Here is a 25381-nt window from a genome sequence, read left to right on the forward strand (position 1 = left end):
CGGTACCCGACAATGGCCCGCGTGAGTGATGTGCGACATGTGCTGGTGCTGCCCGACCGTGACGCCGCGGGAGAGGTGGCCGAGGCCCTCGGGGAACGGTTCGGCGTGGACGAGGAGCCCCGGCTGGTGCGGGACGCGCTCGCCGGCGAGGACGACGCGGAGGACGCGCAGTGGCTCGTCGTCCTGCGCGACGAGGCCGGGCGGCTGGACCCCGGCGAGCTGAACGACTTCGCCGCCGAGTGGGAGGGCTGGCGGGAGGAGCCGTAGCCGACGGCGTTGTCGGTGGGGCGTGGGATGCTTGTCGCGATGGCCAGGAAGACCGGATCCGACGACCCCCTCGCCCCCGTGACGCTCGCCGTGGGCCAGGAGGAGCTGCTGCTCGACCGCGCCGTGCGGGACGTGGTCGCCGCCGCGAAGGCGGCCGACGCCGACACGGACGTACGCGAGCTGACCCCCGACCGGCTCCAGCCCGGCACCCTCGCCGAGCTGACCAGCCCGTCGCTCTTCGCGGAGCGCAAGGTGGTGGTCGTACGGCAGGCGCAGGACCTGTCGGCCGACACCGTCAAGGACGTCAAGGCGTATCTCGCGTCGCCCGCCGAGGAGATCACCCTCGTGCTGCTGCACGCGGGTGGCGCCAAGGGCAAGGGCCTGCTCGACGCGGCGCGCAAGGCGGGGGCGCGGGAGGTGGCGTGCCCGAAGATGACCAAGCCGGCGGACCGGCTGGCCTTCGTGCGCGGCGAGTTCCGGGCTGCCGGGAGGTCCGCCGCGCCCGAGGCGTGCCAGGCGCTGGTCGACGCCATCGGCAGTGATCTGCGCGAGCTGGCCTCGGCCGTCTCCCAGCTGGTCGCGGACGTCGAGGGCACCATCGACGAGGCGGTCGTGGGCCGGTACTACACCGGGCGGGCGGAGGCGTCGAGCTTCACGGTCGCCGACCGGGCGGTCGAGGGACGCGCGGCGGAGGCGCTGGAGGCGCTGCGCTGGTCGCTGTCGACCGGCGTGGCCCCGGTGCTGATCACCAGCGCGCTGGCGCAGGGCGTACGGGCGATCGGCAAGCTGTCGTCGGCGCGCGGCGGCCGGCCCGCCGATCTCGCCCGTGAGCTGGGCATGCCGCCGTGGAAGATCGACCGGGTGCGCCAGCAGATGCGCGGCTGGACCCCGGACGGCGTGGCGGTGGCCCTGCGCGCGGTCGCCGAGGCCGACGCGGGCGTCAAGGGCGGCGGCGACGACCCGGGGTACGCCCTGGAGAAGGCGGTCGTCACCATCGCCCGCGCGGCCCGGTCGCGGGGCAGGGGTTAGCCGAACAGCGGAAGGCCCCGCTCACGCACCCTGGGGAAGGGTGGGGGCGGGGCCTTCCGGTGAAGCCGGTGAGCTCGTACCCGCGTGGCGAACGCAGGCCGCGTACGAGCTCGGGGTGCCGGACAGGGGGCGGATGAGAGAGGGCCCGCCCGGGTCCCGCCGGCGATCAGATCAGAGTGGTTCAGCCCTTGGCGGCCGCGACCTTCTGAGCCAGCGCCGACTTCTTGTTGGCGGCCTGGTTCTTGTGGATGACGCCCTTGGAGACGGCCTTGTCGAGCTGACGCGCGGCGACGCGCTGGTACTCGGTGGCCTTCTCGACGTCACCCGCGGCGGCGGCCTCGCGGGCCTTGCGGATCGCGGTCTTCAGAGAGGACTTGACGGCCTTGTTGCGCAGCCGGGCCTTCTCGTTGGTCTTGTTCCGCTTGATCTGGGACTTGATGTTCGCCACGAATGAGCCTCTACAGGTTCTGGTACGGGACCGCGCGGGAGCCGCACGGCTCGGTACCGGGTGATTTTCTTGGGTGTGCCTCGCGCTGAGAGGGCATGAGACACAGCCCCCCACATTAGCAGCGGCCCATTCCGTGGCCCAAACCCGTCCCGGGTCCCCACCCGTGGGACCATGGAGGCTACGTATCGATCCGACCCGAGACCGCAGACGGACAAGCACACGTATGCGGACGCCTCAAGAATCAGGACCCTGCGTGCCCGCGATCCCCAGCCATGTGCCCGAGCCGAGCCGTACCGACCCCGCGCTGATCCGCAATTTCTGCATCATCGCGCATATCGACCACGGCAAGTCCACGCTCGCCGACCGGATGCTCCAGCTGACCGGTGTGGTCGAACAGCGGCAGATGCGTGCCCAGTATCTCGACCGCATGGACATCGAGCGTGAGCGCGGCATCACGATCAAGTCCCAGGCCGTGCGGCTGCCGTGGGCGCCGACCCACGACAAGGGCAGCACGCACATCCTCAACATGATCGACACTCCGGGCCACGTCGACTTCACCTACGAGGTCTCCCGCTCCCTCGCCGCGTGCGAGGGCACCATCCTCCTCGTCGACGCCGCCCAGGGCATCGAGGCCCAGACCCTCGCCAACCTCTACCTGGCGATGGAGAACGACCTCCAGATCATCCCGGTGCTCAACAAGATCGACCTGCCGGCCGCGCAGCCGGAGAAGTTCGCCGAGGAGCTGGCGAACCTGGTCGGCTGCGACCCCGACGACGTGCTGAAGGTGTCGGCGAAGACCGGTCTCGGCGTCGAGGCGCTGCTGGACCGGGTGGTCGCCGACGTCCCCGCCCCGGTCGGCGTCAAGGACGCCCCCGCCCGCGCGATGATCTTCGACTCGGTGTACGACTCCTACCGCGGTGTCGTCACCTACGTCCGTGTCGTCGACGGCCAGCTCAGCAAGCGCGAGCGCATCCGGATGATGTCCACCGGCGCCACCCACGAGCTGCTGGAGATCGGCACCAACTCGCCGGAGATGCTGCCGGCCGACGGCCTCGGCGTCGGCGAGGTGGGCTATCTGATCACCGGTGTGAAGGACGTCCGCCAGTCCAAGGTCGGTGACACCGTCACCACCCAGAGCAAGGGCGCCGAGGAGGCGCTCGGCGGCTACAAGGACCCCAAGCCGATGGTGTTCTCGGGCCTGTACCCCCTGGACGGCTCCGACTACCCGCTGCTGCGCGAGGCCCTCGACAAGCTCCAGCTCAACGACGCCGCCCTGGTCTACGAGCCGGAGACCTCCGCCGCCCTCGGCTTCGGTTTCCGCGTCGGCTTCCTCGGCCTGCTGCACCTGGACGTGATCCGTGAGCGCCTCGAGCGCGAGTTCGGCCTCGACCTCATCGCCACCGCGCCCAACGTCGTCTACCGCGTCCTCATGGAGGACGGCACCGAGCACACCGTCACCAACCCCAGCGAGTTCCCCGAGGGGAAGATCGACGAGGTCTACGAGCCGGTGGTGCGGGCCACGATCCTCGCGCCCAGCGAGTTCATCGGCTCGATCATGGAGCTGTGCCAGAACCGCCGCGGTGTGCTGCTCGGCATGGACTACCTCTCCGAGGACCGCGTCGAGATCCGCTACACCCTGCCCCTGGCCGAGATCGTCTTCGACTTCTTCGACCAGCTGAAGTCCAAGACCCGCGGCTACGCCTCGCTGGACTACGAGCCCACCGGCGAGCAGACCTCCAGCCTGGTCAAGGTCGACATCCTGCTGCACGGCGACAAGGTGGACGCCTTCTCCGCGATCACCCACAAGGACCAGGCGTACGCATACGGCGTGCGGCTCGTCGCCAAGCTCAAGGAGCTCATCCCGCGCCAGGCGTTCGAGGTGCCGGTGCAGGCCGCCATCGGCTCCCGGGTCATCGCCCGCGAGACCATCCGCGCCATCCGCAAGGACGTCCTCGCCAAGTGCTACGGCGGTGACATCTCCCGTAAGCGCAAGCTGCTGGAGAAGCAGAAGGAAGGCAAGAAGCGGATGAAGATGGTGGGTTCCGTGGAGGTTCCGCAGGAGGCCTTCATCGCCGTCCTCTCCAGCGATGACGGCGCGGGATCGGGCAAGGCCAAGAAGTAGCCGGGGGTTACTGCGGGTCACTCCGCAAACCGGGCGGAACCGGGGCCCGTCGTACGCGAGTGCGGCGGGCCCGGCCCGTCGGTCGGGTAGCTCTCTGTACGAAGTGACAGGCCGTGGCCCCTTACGCCGGGGCCGGTGGACCTTTACTCTGTCCGTGCTCGATAGTTACTCGCGAGTTAAACAACGCCGCGAGCAAACCCCAGCCGCACTGAGCCAGCCGCACCGTCGCGGGCCCCGGAGGATGTCGTGAGCGACACACAGACACTGATCGAGAACCGACCGCCGTCCGTGGCGGCCCTCTTCCTGGAGCGTGTGGCGGCCACACCGGACGCCGAGGCCTACCGCTACCCCGTCCCGCCCGCCTCGGGCGAGGGCCCGGACGAGTGGAAGTCGCTCACCTGGGCGGAGGCCGCCGAGCGGGTCCACACCATCGCGGCCGGCCTGATCGAGCTGGGCGTGGAGCCGGAGCAGCGCGTCGCCCTCGCCTCCTCGACCCGGGTCGAGTGGATCCTCGCCGACTTCGGCATCCTCTGCGCGGGCGCCGCCACCACCACGATCTACCCGCAGACCAACGCCGACGAGTCCGCCTACATCCTCTCCGACTCCCAGAGCCGGGTGATCATCGCGGAGAACGCCGAGCAGGCGGCCAAGGCGGTGGCCAAGCGCGCGGAGCTGCCCGACCTCACCCGGGTCGTGGTCATCGACCCGGCCGGCGTCGACACCGACGACTTCGTGATCACGCTCGCCGAACTGGAGAAGCGCGGCGCCGCCCGCCTCCAGAAGGAGCCGGAGCTGGTCAAGGAGCGGGTCGCCGCGATCACCAAGGACCAGCTCGCCACCCTCATCTACACCTCCGGCACCACCGGCCGCCCCAAGGGTGTCCGGCTGCCGCACGACTCCTGGTCCTACATGGCCAAGGGGATCGCCGCGACCGGCCTGATCAACGGCGACGACGTGCAGTACCTGTGGCTGCCGCTCGCCCACGTCTTCGGCAAGGTGCTCACCTCCGGCCAGATCGAGGTCGGCCACGTCACCGCCGTCGACGGCCGCGTCGACAAGATCATCGACAACCTTCCGGTGGTCAAACCCACCTACATGGCGGCCGTCCCCCGCATCTTCGAGAAGGTCTACAACGGCGTCGCCGCCAAGGCGAAGGCCGGCGGGGCCGCCAAGTACAAGATCTTCCAGTGGGCCGCCGGGGTCGCCCGCGAGTACGGCAGGGTCACCCAGGACAACTTCCGCCGCACCGGTACCGCGAGCGCCCCCCTCGGCCTGCGCACCAAGCACGCCGTCGCCGACAAGCTCGTCTACGCCAAGATCCGCGAGGCCTTCGGCGGCAACCTGCGCGCCTGCATCTCCGGCTCGGCGGCCCTCGCGCCCGACATCGGCTTCTTCTTCTCCGGCGCGGGCATCCACATCCTGGAGGGCTACGGTCTCACCGAGTCCTCCGCCGCCTCCTTCGTCAACCCCGGCGAGGCCTACCGCACCGGCACCGTCGGCAAGCCGGTGCCCGGCACCGAGGTGCGCATCGCCGACGACGGCGAGATCCTGCTGCGCGGCCCCGGCATCATGCAGGGCTACCACAACCTGCCCGAGAAAACCGCCGAGGTCCTGGAGCCCGACGGCTGGTTCCACACCGGCGACATCGGCGAACTCTCCGCCGACGGCTACCTGCGCATCACCGACCGCAAGAAGGACCTCATCAAGACCTCCGGCGGCAAGTACATCGCGCCGGCCGAGGTCGAGGGACAGTTCAAGGCGATCTGCCCCTACGTCTCCAACATCCTGGTGCACGGCGCCGACCGGAACTACTGCACCGCCCTCATCGCCCTCGACGAGGCCGCCATCACCGCCTGGGCGGCCGAGAACGGCATGGAGGGCAAGCCGTACGCCGAGATCGTCGCCGCGCCCGCCACGGTCGAGATGGTCGACGGCTACGTCAAGCAGCTCAACGAGGGCCTCCAGCGGTGGCAGACCATCAAGAAGTTCCGCATCCTGCCGCGCGACCTCGACATCGAGCACGGCGAGATCACCCCGAGCCTGAAGCTGAAGCGTCCCGTGGTGGAGCGCGAGTACAAGGACCTCATCGAGGAGATGTACGAGGGCACACGCGAGGCGTGAGCGAGCGAGACGGACGATGAAGGGGCGGGTCCCGGGACCCGCCCCTTTCCCGTCGCCGGCGCCGCGGGTCATCAGACCCGCGGAAGCAGGAGGTTCGGCCGGATCCCGGGTACGTACACCACCGCGTCCGCCGACCGGACCAGGTCGACCGGGTCCGGGTCCCGGGGCCAGTGCGTGCCGATCTCGCGTTTGGGCCGGGGCGTGTCCAGCCAGGCGTGGGCGGCGGGCGGCGCGGTGCGCAGGTCGAGGAACCAGGCGTGGCCGCCCACCCGGTCCAGGGTGTGCTCGACCGTCCCGGCGGCGGGCGGCCCCGCGTGGAACACCTTCACGTCCTCGTCGCGGGGTTCGCTGACGCCCGCGTCGGTGGCGTGGAAGGAGCCGTGCCCGAAGGCCAGGCCCACCACGCGGTAGTCGTCGCCCAGCGCCGCGCGGAGCAGGCCGCCCTGGATGAGGGGGTAGTCGGGGGTGTAACCCTCCAGGTACGCGTGGCCGTTGTGGGCGGCCAGCATGGTCCGGTCACCGGTCTGCCGGAGCCACCACAGGGTGTTCTCCACCATCAGCGTGTCGCGGTAGGCCATGGCCTCGCGTGCGTCGGCCGGGTCGTCGTAGTCGAAGGCGTACTGGCGCGCGACCTGGTCGACGGCGTGTGCGTTCTGCACCGCCAGGTCGTGCTCGTCGGCGGTCCCGCTCCGCCCGGCGGGGCTCTGGGCGCGCAGCAACTCCAGGACGCGGCCGGTGCGTTCGGCCTTCTCCCGCCGCACGGCCAGTGGTTCCTCGATGTAGGCCTCCATGTACGCGCCGGCGGGCGCGGTGGGACGCAGTCCCCGGTACAGCTCGGTGACGGCGGGCAGCAGATGGGGGTGGGCCCGCCGGACGTGGTCGGTGACCCGGTCGTACAGCTCCGGTCCGGCGTAGCTGCTGTCGTTGCCGGCGAAGCGGAGCGGGTCGCCGGGGTGGGCGACGTTGTACGCGCGCATCCAGCGGACCGTGTCCAGGATTTCCCGGGTGTGCATGAAGAGGTAGGCGTTGTGCAGCTCCTCGGACATGATCCGGGCGGGGTCGCCGCGGCCGGTGAGCACGTGGTCGTTCAGGCGGAGCCCGGTGCTCCACGGTGCCTCGAGGACGAAGGAGCGGAAGCCCTTCTCCGTGACCAGGTACCGGAACGCCCGGTGCTGGAAGGCGAGGAACTCGTGGCCGCCGTGCGCGGCCTGCCCGATGCCGGCCAGCCGGGCGTCGCCCACCGTGTCGCCCAGGGGGCGCAGGTCGTCGAGGGGGCCGGTGGGCTGCACGGTGCGCAGGGGGCGGGCGGCCTGCTGCAGGGCGGGCAGCGGGTCGGCGGACCCGGCCGGCGGGCGGGCGCGCTGTGCGGACGCCTCCCGGTCGAGCCGCCGGCTCGGCCGGATCTCGTGCAGGTGCACCAGCAGGTCCGCCGATGCGAGCATGGTGACGCGGTCGCCGGGCGGGGGGTAATCCGTGCCGATCTCCCGTTTGGGCAGGGTGGTGCCAAGCCAGGCGCGGGCGGCGGCCGGTGCGGTGCGCAGGTCCATGAACCAGTCGCGGTGCCCCACCCGGTCCAGGGTGTGTTCGAGGGTGCCGGGAGCGGCGGGCTCCACCGCGAACCGCCTGACGTCCGCGTCGACCGGGTTCTGCAGGCCCTCTTCGGTGGCGTGGACGGCGCCCCGGTCGAAGGAGAGCCCCACCGCCAGGTAGCCCTCGCCCAGTCGCCGCCGGAGCACCTCGCCCTGGGTGACGGGGAGGAGTGGGTTGGAGGTGCGGGTGTACAGGTGGCTGTTGTGGCCGCCGAGCACCATCCGGTGGCCCGTGTGGCGGTGCCACCAGAGGCTGTTCTCCGCCATGGCCGTGTCCCGGTGGATCATGGCCGCCGCCACGTCCTCGGGGTCGGTGAGATCGAAGGCGTACAGGCGGGCCACCTGGTCGATGACGGTGGCGTGCCGGAGCGCCCAGGCGTGCTCGGTGCGGTCGGCGTGGCCGGCACCGGCGGGTTCGCGGGCGCGGAGCAGCGCCAGGACGCGGCCGGTGCGCTCGGCGCGGTCACGGCGCTCGTCCAGGGGTGCGGTCGAGGCGGCGCGCATCCACTCGCCGACGGGCACGGTGGGACGCAGTCCGCGGTACAGCTCGGTGACGTCGGTCAGCAGGTCGGGGTGGGCCCGCCGGAGGTGGTCGATGACCCGGTCGTACATGTCCGGTCCGGCGTAACTGCTGTCGCTGCCGGTGAAGCGCAGCGGGTCGTCGGGGTGGGCGACGTTGTACGCGCGCATCCAGCGGATCATGTCCAGGTAGTCCTGGCTGTGCAGCAGCAGAAAGGCGTTCTGGAACTCCTCGGCCATGATCCGGACGGGATCGCCGCGACCGGTGAGCAGATGATCGTCCAGGCGGATCCCGGCACTCCAGTTGGCCTCCAGGGCGAAGGAGCGGAAGCCCTTCTCCTCGACCAGGTACCGCAGGGCCCGGTGCCTGAAGGTGACGAAGTCGCGGGAGCCGTGGGCGGCCTCGCCGATGCCGACCAGCACGGCGTCGCCGACCGCCTGTCCGAAGGGGCGCAGGTCGTCGAGGGGGCCGGTGGCCTCCACGGTGCGCAGGGGGCGGGCGGCCTGCTCGAGGGCCGGCAGGGGGTCGCCGGCGGCCGGGACGGGTCCGCCGCGCCAGGTTCCGGTTCTTCCGCCCGCCGGGGTCGCCGCGGACACACCGGGTACGACGACGAACCCCACGAGCAGCGCCACGGCGAGCCGCCGTATGAAGGAAGGGGCCATGGCGCCAGCTTCCCCGGCCGGGTCCCGTACCGCGCTCCGTAGGTCACCCGTGCGGAGCAACGGCGCGGTCCGTGGCCGAAAGTTGACGACTTTTCGACCGATCTTGATCAGGTGTGCCGGAGGGGTCCCCTCCCCGGCGGCCACTTCGGTAACTGCTTGCTTATGGGTGGGGTCTGTCTGTCACCCTGTCACCAGCGATCGAGTTCTCTTCGTACGAACTGCCCGGGGAGCCGCCCATGCGGGCCATTCCGACCCAGCGGGAGACCGCCCCGCGTGTCTCCGACGCGCGCGGGCGTACGCGGGTGGAAGCGACCCTGTCCGGAAGTCCCCTTGCCCCCGGTGCCGCACGGGCCCTGCTGCGCAAGACGCTCACCGAGTGGGCCGGGCTCCCGGTGCCCGGCGCCGGCCGGCTCACCGGCCGCGTCGGTGACGACGCCACGCTCGTCGCCAGCGAGCTGGTCACCAACGCCGTCGTGCACGCCGGTACCGACGTGCGCCTGATCTGCCGGCTGGAGGAGGACACCGGCGCACTCGTCGTCGAGGTCGCCGACCACCACCCCTCCCGCGCCCCGCGCGGCGACGAACCGGAGGTGCCGCCGGCGCACGCCACCTCCGAGTTCGGCCGCGGCCTGCGCCTGGTCGCCGCGCTCTCGGAGTCCTGGGGGATCACCTACCGCCCGGGCACCAAGACCGTCTGGGCGCGACTGTCCCCGGGGGAGCGCGCGGCGGGCGAACAGACCGAGGCGCACGCCTCGGCACACGACCTGCGAGTGCCCGAAACCCCCACCCCGGATTCGCGCGGCACGCGGGGTCCGGCAGACGCGCGCGCCGCGCGAGGCTCGGGGGACCTGGACGCCGGGCGGGTCTCGGAGGGCCCGGACAGTGCGCGGGGTTCGGCAGCCCTGCCCGCCGACGAAGATCCGAGCGAGCCGCACGCCGTGCGGGGCTCGGAAGGCCGGCACGCCGTGCGGGGCTTGGAGGGTCCGCATGCCTCCGTGGATCCGGGCGGTTCGCATGCCGTGCGGGGTTCGGCTGACCCGCATGCCGCGCGGGGCTTGGAGGGTCCGCATGCCTCCGTGGATCCGGGCGGTTCGCATGCCGTGTGGGGTTCGGCTGACCCGCATGCCGCGCGGGGCTTGGAGGGTCCGCATGCCTCCGTGGATCCGGGCGGTTCGCATGCCGTGTGGGGTTCGGCTGACCCGCATGCCGTGCGGGGCTCGGCAGAGCAGCATGCCCCCAGGGATCCGGACGGCCCGCATGCCGCGCAGGGTTCGGTAGACCTGGGTGCCTCCGCCTCCTGGGATCCGAGCGAGCCGCACGCCGTGCGGGGCTCGGAAGGCCGGCACGCCGTGCGGGGCTTGGAGGGTCCGCATGCCTCCGTGGATCCGGACGTTCCACATGCCGCGCAGGGTTCAGCAGACCTGCATGCCAGCGGAGATCCGAGCGAGCCGCATGCCCTGCGGGGTTCGGCAGAGAAGCATGCCGTGCAGGGCTCGGCCGCGCCGCACGCGCTCCGAGATCCGGACGGCTCGCGCGCCGCGCAGGGTTCGGCAGACCTGGGTGCCTCCTGGGACCCGAGCGAGCCGGAAGCCCTGCGGGGCTCGGAAGGCCCGCATGCCGTGCGGGGTTTGGAGGGTCCGCATGCCTCCGTGGATCCGGGCGGCCCGCATGCCGCGCAGGGCTCGGCAGGTCCGCGGGCCCCCGGGGATTCGAGCGAGCCGCATGTTGCGCGGGGCTTCGCGGAGGCGTTCGTCGTGCGGGATGTGCAAGACGTTGGTGGTCCGCGTGACGTGGAGGGCTTGCGGGAGCCGGTGCTCGTGGGGGGCCGGGATGCCTGGCGTGGGGGGTCGTACGGGGACGACTGGCTGGCGCGGCGGCACGGGCGGGACGGTACCTGGCTGGGGCGCGGTGCCCTCTCCTTCCTCGCCGAGGCCTCCGACCTGCTCGCCGGTCAGCTGGACGAGGACCTGGTCGCCTCCCTCACCGGACAGCTGATCGTGCCCCGGCTGGCCGACTGGTGTGCCGTGTGGCTGGAGGACGAGGCCACCGGCCACGCCGGCTGGCGGGCGGGCGGTCCCCGTCTCGCCCGCGTGTGGCACGCCAGCGAGAACCGCATCGAGGGCCTGAGCCGCGCCCTGGAACAGCGGCCGCCCCACCCCGGCGACCCATTACGTTCCGGCCCCGTGCCGTACACGTGGCCGGGCGCCGCCCTGGACGGACCGGACGACGACGGGTGCGACGCACCGCCGGACGACGGCGGCGCCGGCACCGCTCTCGCCTACCGCCTCGTCGCGGGCGGGCGGCCGCTCGGGACGCTGGTGATCGGGCGGGGCGGGATCGACCGTTTCCCCGACGAGATCACCGGCCTCGTGGAGGACCTCGGCCGGCGGGTCGCCCTCGCCATCGGGGCCGCCCGGCAGTACGCCCGCCAGGCGACCATCAGCGCCGTGCTCCAGCGCGGCCTGCTGCCCGGCGCCGTCGCCGAGATCCCCGGCGTGCGCAGCGCGCTCGTCTACGAGCCCTGCGACAAGGGCGGCCCGAGCGGCGACTTCTACGACCTCTTCCCGGCCGGCCGAGGCCGCTGGTGCTTCGCCGTCGGTGATGTGCAGGGCAAGGGCCCGGAGGCGGCCGTCGTCATCGGCCTGGCCCGGCCCTGGCTGCGCCTGCTCGCCCGCGAGGGCTACCGCGTCGCCGACGTCCTCGACCGCCTCAACCAGCTCCTCCTCGACGACGCCACGGAGGCCGCCGACGCCGCCGCCCGCGCGCTGGTGGCCGCCGGCGCCCGTCCCACCGCCCCCGGCGACGGCCCCCAGACCCGCTTCCTGTCCCTCCTCTACGGCGAGCTCGTCCCCTTCCCCGGCGGCGTCCGCTGCACCCTCGCCTCCGCCGGACACCCCCTGCCCCTGCTGCTCGACCCCGACGGCGGCGTCCGCCCGGTGGCGCAGCCGCAGACCCTGCTCGGCGTGGTCGAGGATGCGGCGTACACCAGTGAGACCTTTGAGATGTACTCCGGCGACACCCTGCTCTGCGTCACCGACGGGGTCACCGAGCGGCGCTCGGGCTCCCGCCAGTTCGACGACGGCGACGGGCTCGCCACGGCCCTGGCGGGCTGCGCGGGGATGGAGGCCGAGCTGATAGCGGAACGGATCACCCAGCTCGTGCACGAGTTCGGCGCCCGCCCGCCCGCTGACGATCTCGCCCTGCTGGTGCTCCAGGCGGAGTGACCCGGCGGAGTGACCCGCCCGGTGCGGGACAATGGAGCACATGCCTTCCGCACTCCCCGACGGCGAGCCCGTCCCCGCCGACGGCGCGCTGCCCGCGTCCGCGCTCGCCGGGGCCGCCGACCGCCCCCTCGGCTTCTACCTGCACGTCCCGTACTGCGCCACCCGCTGCGGCTACTGCGACTTCAACACCTACACCGCGACCGAGCTGCGCGGCACCGGCGGTGTGCTGGCCTCCCGCGACAACTACGCCGAGACCCTGATCGACGAGATCCGCCTGGCGCGCAAGGTGCTGGGCGACGACCCGCGTCCGGTCCGCACGGTGTTCGTCGGCGGCGGTACGCCGACCCTGCTCGCCGCCGGCGACCTGGTGCGGATGCTGGGGGCGATCCGGGAGGAGTTCGGGCTGGCGGCGGACGCGGAGGTGACGACGGAGGCGAACCCCGAGTCGGTCGACCCGGCGTATCTCGCGGCGCTGCGGGAGGGCGGCTTCAACCGGGTCTCCTTCGGTATGCAGAGCGCCCGGCAGCACGTGCTGAAGGTGCTGGACCGCACCCACACCCCCGGGCGCCCGGAGGCGTGCGTCGCCGAGGCACGGGCGGCGGGCTTCGAGCACGTCAACCTCGACCTGATCTACGGCACGCCGGGGGAGTCCGACGCGGACTGGCGGGCGTCCCTGGACGCGGCGGTCGGGGCCGGGCCGGACCACGTGAGCGCGTACGCGCTGATCGTGGAGGAGGGGACGCAGCTGGCGCGCCGGATCCGGCGGGGCGAGGTGCCGATGACGGACGACGACGTCCACGCCGACCGGTACCTGATCGCCGAGGAGATGCTGTCGGCGGCCGGTTTCCACTGGTACGAGGTGTCGAACTGGGCCACGTCGGACGCCGGCCGCTGTCTGCACAACGAGCTGTACTGGCGCGGCGCGGACTGGTGGGGCGCCGGCCCGGGCGCGCACTCGCACGTGGGCGGGGTGCGGTGGTGGAACGTCAAGCACCCGGGCGCGTACGCGGCGGCGCTGGCCGGCGGACGGTCGCCGGGGGCGGGGCGTGAGGTCCTGTCGGACGAGGACCGGCGGGTGGAGCGCATCCTGCTGGAACTGCGGCTGCGGGAAGGCGTACCGCTGTCGCTGCTGCGGGAGGACGGACTGGCGGCTTCGCGCCGTGCACGCGCGGACAGGCTGCTCGAGGAGGGTCCGTACGAGGCGGGGCGGGCCGTGCTGACGTTGCGCGGCCGGTTGCTGGCGGATGCGGTGGTCAGGGACCTGGTGGACTGATCACTCGGCGGAGTGAATCACTGTGGAAGTGGTCTCGAAGACCAGCGTGGACAGGGACTACGGCGTCAAACGTCTGATCTACGCCGCAGGTGAAGTGCCCGCTTACCTGATCATCGACCCGGTCATGGCGCAGTGCGTCCTCTACTCGGAGCCGGCCGGGCGCGGCGAGGGTGCCGACTATCAGGTCCAGCGGGTCACTCGATTCGGGGCGCCGCTGCCACTGGAACAGCTGGGCGTCGAGCTGGACACCACCGAGTTCGGTACCTACAAGGGTGTCAAGCCACATCACCACCCGTGACGAAGTCGATCAGCTCCTCCACCCGCCCCAGGAGCTCCGGCTCCAGGTCCTTGTACGTGCGCACCGAGCCCAGGATCCGCTGCCACGCCTCTCCCGTGTGAGCCACCCGCCACCCCAGCGCCGCACACACCCCCGTCTTCCAGTCCTGCCCCCGCGGCACCCGCGGCCAGGCCTCGATCCCCACCGACGCCGGCTTCACCGCCTCCCAGATGTCGATGTACGGGTGGCCCACCACCAGGGCGTGCTCGCTCGTCACCGACTCCGCGATGCGCCACTCCTTGGAGCCGGGGACCAGATGGTCCACCAGCACGCCCAGCCGCGCGTCCGGACCGGGCGCGAAGTCCGCCACGATCGACGGCAGGTCGTCCACACCCTCCAGGTACTCCACGACCACCCCCTCGATCCGCAGGTCGTCGCCCCACACCTTCTCGACCAGCTCGGCGTCGTGCCGCCCCTCCACGTAGATGCGCCCCGCGCGGGCCACCCGCGCCCGTGCGCCGGGAACGGCCACCGACCCCGACGCCGTACGGGTGGGCCGGGCCGGGCCGGACGCCGGCCGCACCAGCGTCACCACGCGCCCCTCGAGCAGGAACCCCCGCGGCTCCAGCGGGAACACCCGGTGCTTGCCGAAGCGGTCCTCCAGCGTCACCGTCCCCGCCTCGCAGCGGATCACCGCGCCGCAGAAGCCGGAGCCGGGTTCCTCCACCACCAGCCCGGGCTCGGCGGCCACCTCCGGGACGGGCTGCGGCTTCTTCCACGGAGGGGTCAGATCGGCGGAGTACTGGCGCATTCCCGCGACGATACGAGGATTTCGCCCGCCGTGATCAGTCCGACACGCCGAAACGCCGTGCCAGCGCGTCGCGTTGGGCCCGCACGAACGACGCGTCGACCACCGCTCCGTGACCGGGCACGTACCGCGCGTCCTCGCCGCCCAGCGCCAGCAGCCGGTCCAGCGCGGCCGGCCACCGCTCCGGTACGGCGTCGGGCCCGGCCTGCGGCTCCCCGGACTCCTCCACCAGGTCGCCGCAGAACACCACCTCCGGGTCGCCGGGGACCAGGACCACGAGATCGTGGGCGGTGTGGCCCGGGCCCACGTTCGCCAGCAGCACCGGCCGGTCGCCCGCCGGCCCCAGGTCGAGCGTCCACTCGCCGCTCACCATGTGCCGGGGCGGGACCAGCGCGTCCACCGCCTCCTCCGCGACCCGCGCGTCCAGCCCGTGGCGCACCGCGTCCGCGCGCAGCTCCGCCCGCCCCCGCGCCGTCAGCACGGTGTCCATGCCCACCGCGCCGAACACCTCCGCGCCCGCGAAGGCCCCCGCCCCGAAAATGTGGTCGAAGTGGGGATGGGTGAGCGCGAGATGCGTCACACGGCGGCCGGTGAGCGCCTGCGCCTCCGCCCGCAACCGTGCGCCCTCCGCCGGCGCGGACCCCGCGTCGACGAGCAGCACGCCGCCCGACCCCACCACGAGCCCCGCCGTGCAGTCCCACCCGGGCAGCCGGCGCCGGCCCACCCCCGGCGCCACTTGCTCCCATCCCGACTCTTCCCAAGTCACGGTCATGACGGGACGCTATCGAGGACACCGCCGCCCGGCACGACGGGCGGCGGGACCGGCCTTGCCCGGTGCGTACCCCCCGGCCGTACACTGGGCCGGGGAAGTCTGGCACTCGCGTGCGAAGAGTGCCAGAGACATGACCGGGCGGACAGCTACTGGAGGTGTGCGCGATGCTCAGTGAACGCAGGCTCCAGGTACTGCGCGCCATCGTCCAGGACTACGTGGGCACCGAGGAGCCGGTCGGCTCCAAGGCGCTCACCGAGCGGCACAACCTCGGCGTCTCCCCGGCCACCGTGCGCAACGACATGGCGGCCCTGGAGGAGGAGGGCTTCATCGCCCAGCCGCACACCAGCGCCGGGCGCATCCCCACCGACAAGGGTTACCGGCTGTTCGTCGACAAGCTCGCCGGCGTCAAGCCGATGACCGCGCCCGAGCGGCGCGCCATCCAGAACTTCCTCGAGGGCGCCGTCGACCTCGACGACGTGGTCGCCCGGACCGTACGGCTGCTCGCGCAGCTCACCCGGCAGGTCGCCGTCGTGCAGTACCCGTCGCTGACCCGGTCCACGGTGCGGCACGTGGAGCTGCTGTCGATGGCGCCCGCGCGGCTGATGCTGGTGCTGATCACGGACACCGGCCGGGTCGAGCAGCGCATGGTCGACTGCCCGGCGCCGTTCGGCGAGTCGTCCCTGGCGGACCTGCGGGCGCGGCTGAACAGCCGGGTAGCGGGCCGCCGGTTCACGGATGTGCCGAGTCTGGTGGAGGACCTCCCGGAGGGCTTCGAGGCCGAGGACCGCGGTACGGTTTCCACGGTGCTCTCCACCCTCCTGGAGACGCTCGTCGAGGAGAACGAGGAGCGGCTGATGATCGGCGGTACCGCCAATCTCACCCGCTTCGGACATGACTTCCCCCTCACGATCCGGCCCGTCCTTGAGGCGCTGGAGGAGCAGGTCGTGCTCCTCAAGCTGCTCGGCGAGGCGAAGGATCCGGGCGTGACCGTCCGAATCGGTCATGAGAACGCCCACGAAGGACTCAACTCAACGTCCGTCGTGTCGGTCGGCTACGGTTCGGGCGGCGAGGCTGTTGCCAAGCTCGGCGTGGTCGGACCGACCCGCATGGACTACCCGGGAACGATGGGAGCGGTACGCGCAGTGGCACGGTACGTCGGACAGATCCTGGCGGAGTCGTAGTGGCCACGGACTACTACGCCGTACTCGGCGTGCGCCGCGACGCGTCGCAGGAGGAGATCAAGAAGGCCTTCCGGCGGCTCGCCCGCGAGCTGCATCCGGACGTCAATCCTGATCCGAAGACGCAGGAGCGGTTCAAGGAGATCAACGCCGCCTACGAGGTGCTGTCGGACCCGCAGAAGAAGCAGGTCTACGACCTCGGCGGCGACCCGCTCTCGCAGGCCGGCGGCGGCGGTGGCGCGGGCGGCTTCGGAGCCGGCGGCTTCGGCAACTTCTCCGACATCATGGACGCGTTCTTCGGCACGGCGTCGCAGCGCGGGCCGCGCTCGCGCACCCGCCGGGGCCAGGACGCGATGATCCGCATCGAGGTGGAGCTGGACGAGGCCGCGTTCGGCACCACCAAGGACATCCAGGTCGACACGGCGGTCGTCTGCACCACCTGCAACGGCGAGGGCGCCGCGCCCGGCACCAGCGCGCAGACCTGTGACATGTGCCGCGGCCGCGGTGAGGTCTCGCAGGTCACGCGGTCCTTCCTGGGCCAGGTCATGACGTCCCGCCCCTGCCCGCAGTGCCAGGGCTTCGGCACCGTCGTCCCCACCCCGTGCCCGGAGTGCGCGGGCGACGGACGCATCCGCTCCCGGCGCACGCTCACGGTCAAGATCCCGGCCGGTGTCGACAACGGCACCCGGATCCAGCTGGCCGGCGAGGGCGAGGTCGGACCCGGCGGCGGCCCGGCCGGCGACCTGTACGTGGAGATCCACGAACTCCCGCACGCCACCTTCCAGCGGCGCGGCGACGACCTGCACTGCACGGTCACCATCCCGATGACCGCGGCGGCCCTCGGCACCAAGGTGCCGCTGGAGACGCTGGACGGCATGGAGGAGGTCGACATCCGGCCCGGCACCCAGTCCGGCCAGTCGATCCCGCTGCACGGCCGGGGCGTCACCCACCTGCGCGGCGGCGGCCGGGGCGACCTCATCGTCCACGTCGAGGTCCAGACCCCGACCAAGCTCGACCCCGAACAGGAACGCCTCCTGCGCGAACTGGCCAAACTCCGCGGCGAGGAACGCCCGACGGGGCAGTTCCAACCCGGACAGCAGGGGTTGTTCTCGCGGTTGAAGGATGCGTTCAACGGGCGGTGACCGGGTGGCGCCGGGGTCGTGGTGGTGTGCTGCTGGGGGTCCGGGGGTCGGCCCCCGGGTGGGCACAGTCAGCCTGGGCAGCAGGGGTTGTTCTCGCGGTTGAAGGATGCGTTCAACGGGCGGTGACCGGGTGGCGCCGGGGTCGTGGTGGTGTGCTGCTGGGGGTCCGGGGGTCGGCCCCCGGGTGGGCACAGTCAGCCTGGGCAGCAGGGGTTGTTCTCGCGGTTGAAGGATGCGTTCAACGGGCGGTGACCGGGTGGCGCCGGGGTCGTGGTGGTGTGCTGCTGGGGGTCCGGGGGTCGGCCCCCGGGTGGGCACAGTCAGCCCGGACAGCAGGGGTTGTTCTCGCGGTTGAAGGACGCGTTCAACGGGCGGTGACGGCGTCTGCGGACGGCCGTGGGGCTCGTGTCCGCGGCCCTGCCGAAAAGTGGCTTATGCCAAGGGGAAGGGACGATTCGGAGTTGGCCGGGGGACGTGACAACATGCCGTCATGTCCTCCGTACCGACCGATCTCTTCCCGCACCCCATCGTGCAGGCGCCGATGGCGGGCGGTGTCGCCGTGCCACAGCTCGCCGCGGCCGTGTCCGAGGCGGGCGGGCTCGGTTTCCTGGCCGCCGGGTACAAGACCGCGGACGGGATGTACCAGGAGATCAAGCAGTTGCGAGGGCTGACCGCACGGCCCTTCGGAGTCAACCTCTTCCTGCCGCAGCCGGAGACCGCCGACCCCGCCGCGGTCGGCGTCTACGCCCATCAGCTGGCCGGCGAGGCCTCCTGGTACGAGACGGAACTCGGCGACCCCGACAGCGGCCGCGACGACGGCTACGACGCCAAGCTCGCCGTGCTGCTGGACAACCCGGTGCCGGTGGTGTCGTTCCACTTCGGCGTGCCCTCCCGCGAGGTGCTGGAGTCGCTGCGCCGCGTCGGCACCTTCACGCTGGTCACCGCCACCACCGCGGAGGAGGCCCGCGCCGTGGAACGGGCCGGCGCGGACGCGGTGATCGCGCAGGGCGTCGAGGCCGGCGGCCACCAGGGCACCCACCGGGACCTCCCGGAGGCGGCGGGCTCAGGACTGGGCGTGCTGTCCCTCGTCGCGCAGGTCCATGAGTCCGTGGGCATCCCGGTCGTCGCCGCAGGCGGCATCATGCGCGGCGCCCAGATCGCCGCCGTCCTCGCGGCGGGCGCGGCCGCGGCCCAGCTCGGCACCGCCTTCCTCGCCGCCCACGAGTCCGGCGCGCACGCCCTGCACAAGCAGGCCCTCACCAGCCCCCTGTACACCCGCACCGAGCTGACCCGCGCCTTCTCCGGCCGCCTGGCCCGTGCCCTGGTCAACCGCTTCGTGCGCGAGCACGGCCCGTACGCGCCGGCCGCCTACCCGGACGTCCACCATCTCACCGCGCCCCTGCGCAAGGCCGCCGCGAAGGCCGGTGACCCGCAGGGGCTCGCGCTGTGGGCGGGCCAGGGCCACCGCATGGCCCGCGAGCTGCCGGCCGGGCAGCTGGTGGAGGTCCTGGCGGCCGAACTCGCCGCCGCCCGGACGTCGTTGTCGGTGGGAGGCGTCCGATGACCGCGCCGGTGTTCGTCGTCGACGACTTCGGCGCTCCGGCCGAGGGTGGCACCGGCCGGTACGTGCTCGACGGTCCCGAGGGACGGCACGCCGTCTCCGTGAAACGGCTGCGGGCCGGTGAGCACGTCGTCCTCACCGACGGCGCGGGGCGCTGGGCCGAGGGCGAGGTGGAGGGCACCGAGGGCAAGGATCGGCTGATCGTACGGCTCGGTGAAGTGACCGAGGAGCCCGAGGAGTTGCCCCGGATCACCGTCGTCCAGGCCCTGCCCAAGGGCGACCGGGGCGAGGTGGCCGTGGAGACGATGACCGAGGTCGGCGTCGACGTGATCGTGCCGTGGGCGGCGGCGCGGTGCATCACGCAGTGGAAGGGCGAGCGCGGGCTGAAGTCGCTGGCGAAGTGGCGGGCGACGGCGCGGGAGGCGGGCAAGCAGTCACGGCGGGTGCGGTTCGTGTCGGTCGCGGACGCGGTGACGAGCAAGGAGGTTGTCCCACTTCTCGCCGAAGCGGAGTTCGCGGCGGTGCTGCACGAGAGCGGGGCGGAGCCGCTGGCCGCGGCGGAGCTCCCCGAGTCGGGGGACATCGTGCTGGTCGTCGGGCCGGAGGGCGGGGTGTCGCCGGAGGAGCTGGCGTTGTTCGAGGGGGCCGGTGCGGGGGTGTACCGGCTGGGACGGAGCGTGCTGCGCACGTCGACGGCGGGGACGGCCGCGGCGGCCTTGCTGCTGGGGCGTACGGGCCGGTGGTCGTAAGGGGGGTGTTTTCGCCCCCGCCACCCCTTCCTGTCCCGCCCCGCCGCCCCTTCCCGTCCCGCCCCGCCACCCCTTCCCGTCCCGCCCCGGGGCTCCGCCCCGGACCCCGCTCCTCAAACGCCGGAGGGGCTGAATTGCAGCGCCCCCGGGGCACTCAGTGTGGCCGTATGCGCCCTACCGCCTTCGCCGGGGCGGTGGCAGGCTGCCGTGCATGCGGGCGATGAACAGGGCTCCGCGAGGGGCACGTTGGGCGCGGCGGGCGGCCGCCGTAAGCTTCGCCGCGGTCGCCGTGACCGGCGTCGCGGCCTGCGAGGGCGGCGGACTGAGCTCCGCGGCCATCGCGATCACGACCGACGAGGCCGTGACCGACGCGCTCAACGACCGGAAGGCCGACGTACGCTGGCTGAGCTGCACCGCGTCCTTCGGTGACGACCAGGGCGACCAGGACGCCGCCGCCTCCGTCGACTGCCAGGGCGAGACCGGGAGCGGCAAGGAGATCACCGTCACCGGCGAGGTCACGCACGCCATCAACGGCGCCTGCGTGCGCGGCAACCTCACCGCGAAGGTGGACGGGAAGCAGGTGTTCCGCGTCGACGGCCTGGGCAACTGCGACGGCAGTTCACCGCCCCGGGTGAACCAGCCCACGCAGAGCGGCGGCGACGGCCCCCGCCCCGCCGTCACCGTGACCGTCACGACGACCGTGTGGTGCGACCAGTACCCGTCCTGTCGCCCCGTCGAGGGCAAGTGATCGGAACCCCTGTCCAGGAGAGCCCCCTCCTGCATAGGGTGATCGGGTGACACAGCCTGCATCGGTCGCATCCGCCGCCTACCTCCGGTTTCCGCATCCGCACGGCGAGTTGGTCGCCTTCACCGCCGAGGACGACGTGTGGCTCGCCCCGCTCGACGGCGGCCGCGCCTGGCGGGTCAGCGCCGACAACGTGCCGGTGAACCATCCGAGGATCTCGCCCGACGGCACCACCGTCGCCTGGACCTCCACCCGCGACGGCGCCCCCGAGGTGCACGTCGCGCCCGTCGACGGCGGACCCGCGCGCCGGCTGACCCACTGGGGGAGCCTCAAGACCCAGGTGCGCGGCTGGACGGCGGACGGACGGGTCCTGGCGATCAGCACCCAGGGCCAGGCCAGCCTGCGCCGCACCTGGGTCCGCGCCGTCCCCCTCGACGGCGGCCCCGCCACCACCCTCCCCTACGGCCCCGTCGGCGACGTCGCCCAGGGCCCGCACACCGTGCTGCTGTCCGCGCCGATGGGCCGCGAGGCGGCGTGGTGGAAGCGCTACCGGGGCGGCACCGCGGGCAAGCTGTGGATCGACCGCGAGGGCGACGGCGAGTTCGTACGGCTGCACGAGGACCTGGACGGGAACATCGAGTACCCGCTGTGGGCGGGGGACAGGATCGCGTTCCTCTCCGACCACGAGGGCACCGGAGCGCTGTACTCCTCCCTCGCCGACGGCTCCGACCTGCGCCGGCACACCCCCCTCGAAGGCTTCTACGCCCGCCACGCCGCCACCGACGGCACCCGTGTCGTCTACTCCAGCGCCGGCGAGTTGTGGATCCTCGACGACCTCGACGGGGCCGAGCCGCGCCGCCTGGACATCCGGCTCGGCGGGCAGCGCGTCGACCTGACGCCGTACCCGGTGAACGCGGCCCGCTGGTTCGGCTCCGCCTCCCCCGACCACACCGCGCGCGGCAGCGCCGTCTGTGTGCGCGGCACCGTCCACTGGGTCACCCACCGCTCCGGTCCCGCCCGCGCGCTCGCCGCGACACCGGGCGTACGGGCCCGCCGCCCCCGCACCTTCCGCACGGACGGCGAGGAATGGGTGGTGTGGGTGACCGACGCCGAGGGCGAGGACGCCCTGGAGTTCGCCCCCGCCACGGGCCTCGCCCCCGGGGCGACTCCGCGCCGGCTCGCCGCCGGGCAGCTCGGCCGGGTGGTGGAGCTCGCCATGGCGCCCGACGGCAGCCGCGCCGCGATCGCCTCGCATGACGGCCGGCTCCTCCTCGTCGAGCGGGAGACCGGCGAGGTCCGGGAGGTCGACCGCAGCGAGGACGGCGACGTCTCCGGGCTGGTCTTCTCGCCCGACTCCGCCTGGCTCGCCTGGGCCCACCCCGGCCCGCGCCCGCTCAGCCAGCTCCGCCTCGCCAACACCACCGACCTGTCGGTCACCGAGGCGACCCCGCTGCGCTTCCAGGACTACGCGCCCGCCTTCACCCTCGACGGCAAGCACCTGGCGTTCCTGTCGAGCCGCTCCTTCGACCCGGTCTACGACGAGCACGTCTTCGACCTCGCCTTCGTCGAAGGGGTCCGCCCGCATCTGATCACCCTCGCGGCGACCACCCCGTCCCCCTTCGGGCCGCAGCGGCACGGACGCCCCTTCGAGACGCCGGACCGCGACGAGACACCCGACAGCGAGGGCACCCCCACCACCCGTATCGACCTCGACGGCCTCGCCGACCGCATCGTGCCGTTCCCGGTCGAGGCCGCCCGCTACACCAACCTGCGCGCCGCCAAGGACGGGGTGCTGTGGCTGCGGCACCCGGTGCGGGGCGTGCTCGGCGCGTCCCGGGCCACGCCCGACGACCCCGACCCCAAGACCGACCTGGAGCGCTACGACCTCGCCCAGCAGCGCATCGAGCATCTCGCCGTGGGCGCCGACCACTTCGAGGTCAGCGGCGACGGCAAGCGGGTGCTGCTGTGGACCGACGGACGGCTGAAGGTGGTGCCCAGCGACCGGCGCGCCTCCGGTGACGACGACAGCGACAGCAACATCACCGTCGACCTCGGACGCATCCGGCAGTTCGTGGACCCGGCCGCCGAGTGGCGCCAGATGTTCGACGAGAACGGCCGCATCATGCGGGACAACTTCTGGCGTCCCGACATGAGCGGGGTCGACTGGGACGGGGTGCTGGACCGCTACCGGCCCGTGCTCGGCCGGCTCGCCACCCACGACGACCTGGTGGACCTGCTGTGGGAGGTGCAGGGCGAGCTCGGCACCTCGCACGCCTACGTCACCCCGCGCGGGTACGTCGGCGACGGTCCGCGGCAGGGACTGCTGGGCGCGGACATCTCCCGCCACGAGGACGGCAGCTGGCGGGTGGACCGGATCCTGCCCACGGAGACCTCCGACCCCGACGCCCGCTCGCCGCTGGCCGCGCCGGGCGTCGCCGTACGCGTCGGGGACGCGATCGTCGCCGTCGCGGGGCAGGCGGTCGACCCGGTGACCGGACCGGCGCCGCTGCTGGTGGGCACGGCGGGCAAGCCCGTCGAGCTGACCGTGTCGCCCGCGGGCGGCGGCGAGCCGCGGCACGCGGTGGTCGTGCCGCTCTCCGACGAGGAGCCGTTGCGCTACCACGCGTGGGTCGCCGACCGGCGGGCGTACGTGCTGGAGCGGTCCGGCGGGCGGCTCGGCTACATCCATGTGCCCGACATGCAGGCGCCCGGCTGGGCGCAGATCCACCGCGACCTACGGGTGGAGGTGCTGCGCGAGGGGCTGATCGTCGATGTGCGGGAGAACCGGGGCGGGCACACCTCGCAGCTGGTGGTGGAGAAGCTGGCCCGGCGGATCGTCGGCTGGGACCTGCCGCGCGGCATGCGGGCGGAGAGCTATCCGCGGGACGCGCCCCGGGGGCCCGTCGTCGCCGTCGCCAACGAGTTCTCCGGGTCCGACGGCGACATCGTGAACGCGGCGATCCGGGCGCTCGGGATCGGACCGGTGGTCGGCACCCGGACCTGGGGCGGCGTGATCGGCATCGACAGCCGCTACCGGCTGGTCGACGGGACGCTGGTGACCCAGCCGAAGTACGCCTTCTGGCTGGAGGGGTACGGCTGGGGCGTGGAGAACCACGGCGTCGACCCGGACGTCGAGGTGGTGCAGCGGCCGCAGGACCACGCGGCGGGCCGGGACGTACAACTGGACGAGGCGGTGCGGCTGGCGCTCGCCGCGCTGGAGACGTCGCCCGCGAAGGAGCCGCCGGCCCTGCCGTGAGCGGGGAACGGGCGACGGCCCGCGGGTACGATGCTCGAAGGTGATCGGCGGCTCGAGGAGGGTGCATGGCTGGGGAACCTCAGGACGACTGCCTGTTCTGCAAGGTCGTCGGCGGGACCATCCCCGCGACGATCGTGCGGGAGACGGAGACGACCCTCGCGTTCCGGGACATCAATCCCCAGGCGCCCACGCATGTGCTGGTGATCCCCAAGGAGCACCACCGGGACGCCGCCGCCCTCGCCGCCGAAGCGCCTCGGATCGCCGCGGACGTGCTGCGGGAGGCACAGGCCGTCGCGGACGAGGAAAAGCTGGAGAGCTACCGGATCGTCTTCAACACCGGCAGCGGGGCCGGCCAGACCGTGTGGCACGCGCACGCCCATGTGCTGGGCGGCCGCGGTCTCGAATGGCCCCCCGGATAACCCGCCTTGTCCGTGCGTGAACTGGTGGTGCTCGGCACCGCCAGCCAGGTTCCCACCCGGCACCGCAACCACAACGGCTACCTGCTGCGCTGGGACGGCGAGGGCATCCTGTTCGACCCCGGCGAGGGCACCCAGCGGCAGATGCTGCGCGCCGGGGTCGCGGCGCACGACCTGAACCGGATCTGCGTCACCCACTTCCACGGCGACCACAGCCTCGGGCTCGCCGGGGTGATCCAGCGCGTCAACCTCGACAAGGTGCCGCACGGGATCACCGCGCACTACCCCCGTTCCGGGCAGCGCTTCTTCGACCGGCTGCGGTACGCGACCGCCTACCGCGAGACGGTCGCGCTGGTGGAGGCGCCTGTCGACGCGGACGGGGTGGTCGCCCGTACGCCCGGCTACACGCTGGAGGCGCGGAAGCTGTCCCATCCCGTCGAGGCGTACGGGTACCGGTTCGTCGAGCCGGACGGCCGGCGCATGCTGCCCGAGCGGCTCACGGCGCGCGGCATCTCGGGGCCGGACGTCGGGCGGATCCAGCGCGAGGGCTCCCTGCGGGGGGTTGCGCTGGAGGAGGTCAGCGAGGTGCGGCGCGGGCAGCGGTTCGCGTTCGTCATGGACACGCGGCTGTGTGAGGGGGTGTATGCGCTGGCGGAGGGGTGCGACATGCTGGTGATCGAGTCGACGTTCCTCGACGAGGAGAAGGAACTCGCGGAGGAGTTCGGCCACCTGACGGCGGGGCAGGCGGCGGGGGTCGCGCGGGACGCGGGGGTACGGCACCTTGTCCTCACCCACTTCAGCCAGCGCTACTCCGACCCGGAGGAGTTCTCGCGCCAGGCGCGGGCGGCGGGCTACTCGGGCGAGCTGACGGTAGCCCACGACCTGCAACGCGTAGCCCTCCCCAAACGCCGCTGACGCGGAGCTGGGGGCACCTCCCAGGCCTTTAAGGCACTGGGGGAGGCACGACTGCCCGCGGATCGCGGTGTGTGGCAGCCCGGCGCCGGCGGGGTGCCGTCGCGCCCCGCGGATCGCGGCGGCGACGCGGATCGCGGGGCGGGGTGCCCGGGTCCGTGTTCGCGTAGCCCGGCGCTTGTGGCGCCATCCTGCCCGCGGATCGCGGGGCGGGGCGCCCGGGCCCGTGTTCGCGCAGCCCGGCGCAGGGGCGGGCCCGCGGATCGCGGGGTGTTCGTGGGGCCCGGTGTGGGGGTGCGTGTGCGGGGCG

Annotated in this window: 18 protein-coding genes and 1 pseudogene; 15 read left to right on the plus strand and 4 right to left on the minus strand. The window is 72.8% G+C overall.

The window, feature by feature from the left end; translation table 11 throughout:
* Positions 1–21: 21 nt before the first annotated feature.
* Both AC5L3C_RS25645 and holA read left to right on the plus strand, forming a co-directional pair.
* A complete protein-coding gene (locus tag AC5L3C_RS25645; RefSeq protein ID WP_493651101.1) occupies positions 22–267 on the plus strand; it encodes a hypothetical protein in 246 nt (81 codons plus the stop codon).
* A 39-nt stretch (positions 268–306) separates the two neighbouring features.
* Positions 307–1296 carry a DNA polymerase III subunit delta gene (gene holA / locus AC5L3C_RS25650; protein ID WP_493651103.1) on the plus strand — a complete coding sequence of 330 codons (990 nt, stop codon included), beginning with the start codon at positions 307–309 and terminating at the stop codon, positions 1294–1296.
* A gap of 181 nt (positions 1297–1477) precedes the next feature.
* Here the strand turns inward: holA and rpsT are convergent, their stop codons facing one another.
* A complete protein-coding gene (rpsT, locus tag AC5L3C_RS25655) occupies positions 1478–1744 on the minus strand; it encodes a 30S ribosomal protein S20 (protein WP_125506554.1) in 267 nt (88 codons plus the stop codon).
* A 253-nt stretch (positions 1745–1997) separates the two neighbouring features.
* Between rpsT and lepA the strand changes: the two genes are divergently transcribed.
* Complete coding sequence (gene lepA, locus AC5L3C_RS25660; protein ID WP_493651105.1) at positions 1998–3866, plus strand: translation elongation factor 4; 1869 nt, start codon at positions 1998–2000, stop codon at positions 3864–3866.
* 246 nt (positions 3867–4112) lie between these two features.
* The gene (locus AC5L3C_RS25665; RefSeq protein ID WP_493651107.1) at positions 4113–5987 is read left to right on the plus strand and encodes an AMP-dependent synthetase/ligase; all 1875 of its coding nucleotides are present in this window, start codon (positions 4113–4115) and stop codon (positions 5985–5987) included.
* Between the two features lie 71 nt (positions 5988–6058).
* On the opposite strand, the gene AC5L3C_RS25670 is transcribed toward AC5L3C_RS25665, so the two are convergent.
* A complete protein-coding gene (locus AC5L3C_RS25670) occupies positions 6059–8758 on the minus strand; it encodes an erythromycin esterase family protein (RefSeq protein WP_493651109.1) in 2700 nt (899 codons plus the stop codon).
* A gap of 236 nt (positions 8759–8994) precedes the next feature.
* Here AC5L3C_RS25670 and AC5L3C_RS25675 point away from each other — a divergent pair, with 236 nt between their 5' ends.
* The 3 genes and pseudogenes from AC5L3C_RS25675 to AC5L3C_RS25685 all read left to right on the plus strand — a co-directional run.
* Entirely contained in the window at positions 8995–11982 is a 2988-nt protein-coding gene (locus AC5L3C_RS25675) for a SpoIIE family protein phosphatase (protein ID WP_493651111.1), read from the plus strand.
* Between the two features lie 40 nt (positions 11983–12022).
* Positions 12023–13255 (plus strand): radical SAM family heme chaperone HemW, encoded by a 1233-nt coding sequence (gene hemW, locus AC5L3C_RS25680; RefSeq protein WP_493651113.1) that lies wholly within the window; start codon positions 12023–12025, stop codon positions 13253–13255.
* A gap of 22 nt (positions 13256–13277) precedes the next feature.
* Positions 13278–13553, plus strand: a pseudogene (locus AC5L3C_RS25685) (Uma2 family endonuclease); the annotation flags it as partial.
* Here AC5L3C_RS25685 and AC5L3C_RS25690 read toward each other — a convergent pair.
* Both AC5L3C_RS25690 and AC5L3C_RS25695 read right to left on the minus strand, forming a co-directional pair.
* Complete coding sequence (locus AC5L3C_RS25690) at positions 13531–14343, minus strand: DUF3097 domain-containing protein (protein ID WP_493651115.1); 813 nt, start codon at positions 14341–14343, stop codon at positions 13531–13533. The pseudogene AC5L3C_RS25685 and the gene AC5L3C_RS25690 overlap by 23 nt on opposite strands.
* A gap of 34 nt (positions 14344–14377) precedes the next feature.
* Complete coding sequence (locus AC5L3C_RS25695) at positions 14378–15112, minus strand: MBL fold metallo-hydrolase (RefSeq protein WP_493651116.1); 735 nt, start codon at positions 15110–15112, stop codon at positions 14378–14380.
* Between the two features lie 164 nt (positions 15113–15276).
* On the opposite strand from AC5L3C_RS25695, the gene hrcA reads away from it, so the two are divergent.
* The 8 genes from hrcA to AC5L3C_RS25735 all read left to right on the plus strand — a co-directional run bounded on the left by hrcA (position 15277) and on the right by AC5L3C_RS25735 (position 25074).
* A complete protein-coding gene (gene hrcA / locus AC5L3C_RS25700; RefSeq protein WP_493651118.1) occupies positions 15277–16293 on the plus strand; it encodes a heat-inducible transcriptional repressor HrcA in 1017 nt (338 codons plus the stop codon).
* A complete protein-coding gene (dnaJ, locus tag AC5L3C_RS25705) occupies positions 16293–17432 on the plus strand; it encodes a molecular chaperone DnaJ (RefSeq protein ID WP_493651120.1) in 1140 nt (379 codons plus the stop codon). The genes hrcA and dnaJ overlap by 1 nt, the downstream gene beginning before the upstream one ends.
* A 490-nt stretch (positions 17433–17922) precedes the next feature.
* The gene (locus tag AC5L3C_RS25710; protein WP_493651122.1) at positions 17923–18996 is read left to right on the plus strand and encodes a nitronate monooxygenase; all 1074 of its coding nucleotides are present in this window, start codon (positions 17923–17925) and stop codon (positions 18994–18996) included.
* Positions 18993–19742, plus strand: a complete 750-nt coding sequence (locus tag AC5L3C_RS25715) for a 16S rRNA (uracil(1498)-N(3))-methyltransferase (RefSeq protein ID WP_493651124.1) — start codon at positions 18993–18995, stop codon at positions 19740–19742. The genes AC5L3C_RS25710 and AC5L3C_RS25715 overlap by 4 nt, the downstream gene beginning before the upstream one ends.
* A gap of 211 nt (positions 19743–19953) precedes the next feature.
* Entirely contained in the window at positions 19954–20490 is a 537-nt protein-coding gene (locus AC5L3C_RS25720; RefSeq protein WP_493651125.1) for a hypothetical protein, read from the plus strand.
* 46 nt (positions 20491–20536) lie between these two features.
* On the plus strand, positions 20537–23743 hold the full coding sequence (locus AC5L3C_RS25725) for a S41 family peptidase (protein ID WP_493651126.1): 3207 nt from the start codon (positions 20537–20539) through the stop codon (positions 23741–23743).
* A 65-nt stretch (positions 23744–23808) separates the two neighbouring features.
* Positions 23809–24162, plus strand: coding sequence for a histidine triad nucleotide-binding protein (locus AC5L3C_RS25730; RefSeq protein ID WP_493651127.1), 354 nt, complete (start codon positions 23809–23811; stop codon positions 24160–24162).
* A gap of 6 nt (positions 24163–24168) precedes the next feature.
* On the plus strand, positions 24169–25074 hold the full coding sequence (locus AC5L3C_RS25735; protein ID WP_493651129.1) for a ribonuclease Z: 906 nt from the start codon (positions 24169–24171) through the stop codon (positions 25072–25074).
* The last annotated feature ends 307 nt before the right edge of the window (positions 25075–25381 follow it).

Source organism: Streptomyces speibonae, assembly GCF_984686075.1.

Bases quoted from the DNA above. Each gene is read 5' to 3' on its own strand.
- holA (WP_493651103.1), top strand. From the start codon at position 307: ATGGCCAGGAAGACCGGATCCGACGACCCCCTCGCCCCCGTGACGCTC.
- AC5L3C_RS25670 (WP_493651109.1), bottom strand. From the start codon at position 8,758: ATGGCCCCTTCCTTCATACGGCGGCTCGCCGTGGCGCTGCTCGTGGGG.
- AC5L3C_RS25675 (WP_493651111.1), top strand. From the start codon at position 8,995: ATGCGGGCCATTCCGACCCAGCGGGAGACCGCCCCGCGTGTCTCCGAC.
- hemW (WP_493651113.1), top strand. From the start codon at position 12,023: ATGCCTTCCGCACTCCCCGACGGCGAGCCCGTCCCCGCCGACGGCGCG.
- AC5L3C_RS25690 (WP_493651115.1), bottom strand. From the start codon at position 14,343: ATGCGCCAGTACTCCGCCGATCTGACCCCTCCGTGGAAGAAGCCGCAG.
- AC5L3C_RS25695 (WP_493651116.1), bottom strand. From the start codon at position 15,112: ATGACCGTGACTTGGGAAGAGTCGGGATGGGAGCAAGTGGCGCCGGGG.
- hrcA (WP_493651118.1), top strand. From the start codon at position 15,277: ATGCTCAGTGAACGCAGGCTCCAGGTACTGCGCGCCATCGTCCAGGAC.
- AC5L3C_RS25710 (WP_493651122.1), top strand. From the start codon at position 17,923: ATGTCCTCCGTACCGACCGATCTCTTCCCGCACCCCATCGTGCAGGCG.
- AC5L3C_RS25715 (WP_493651124.1), top strand. From the start codon at position 18,993: ATGACCGCGCCGGTGTTCGTCGTCGACGACTTCGGCGCTCCGGCCGAG.
- AC5L3C_RS25720 (WP_493651125.1), top strand. From the start codon at position 19,954: ATGCGGGCGATGAACAGGGCTCCGCGAGGGGCACGTTGGGCGCGGCGG.
- AC5L3C_RS25730 (WP_493651127.1), top strand. From the start codon at position 23,809: ATGGCTGGGGAACCTCAGGACGACTGCCTGTTCTGCAAGGTCGTCGGC.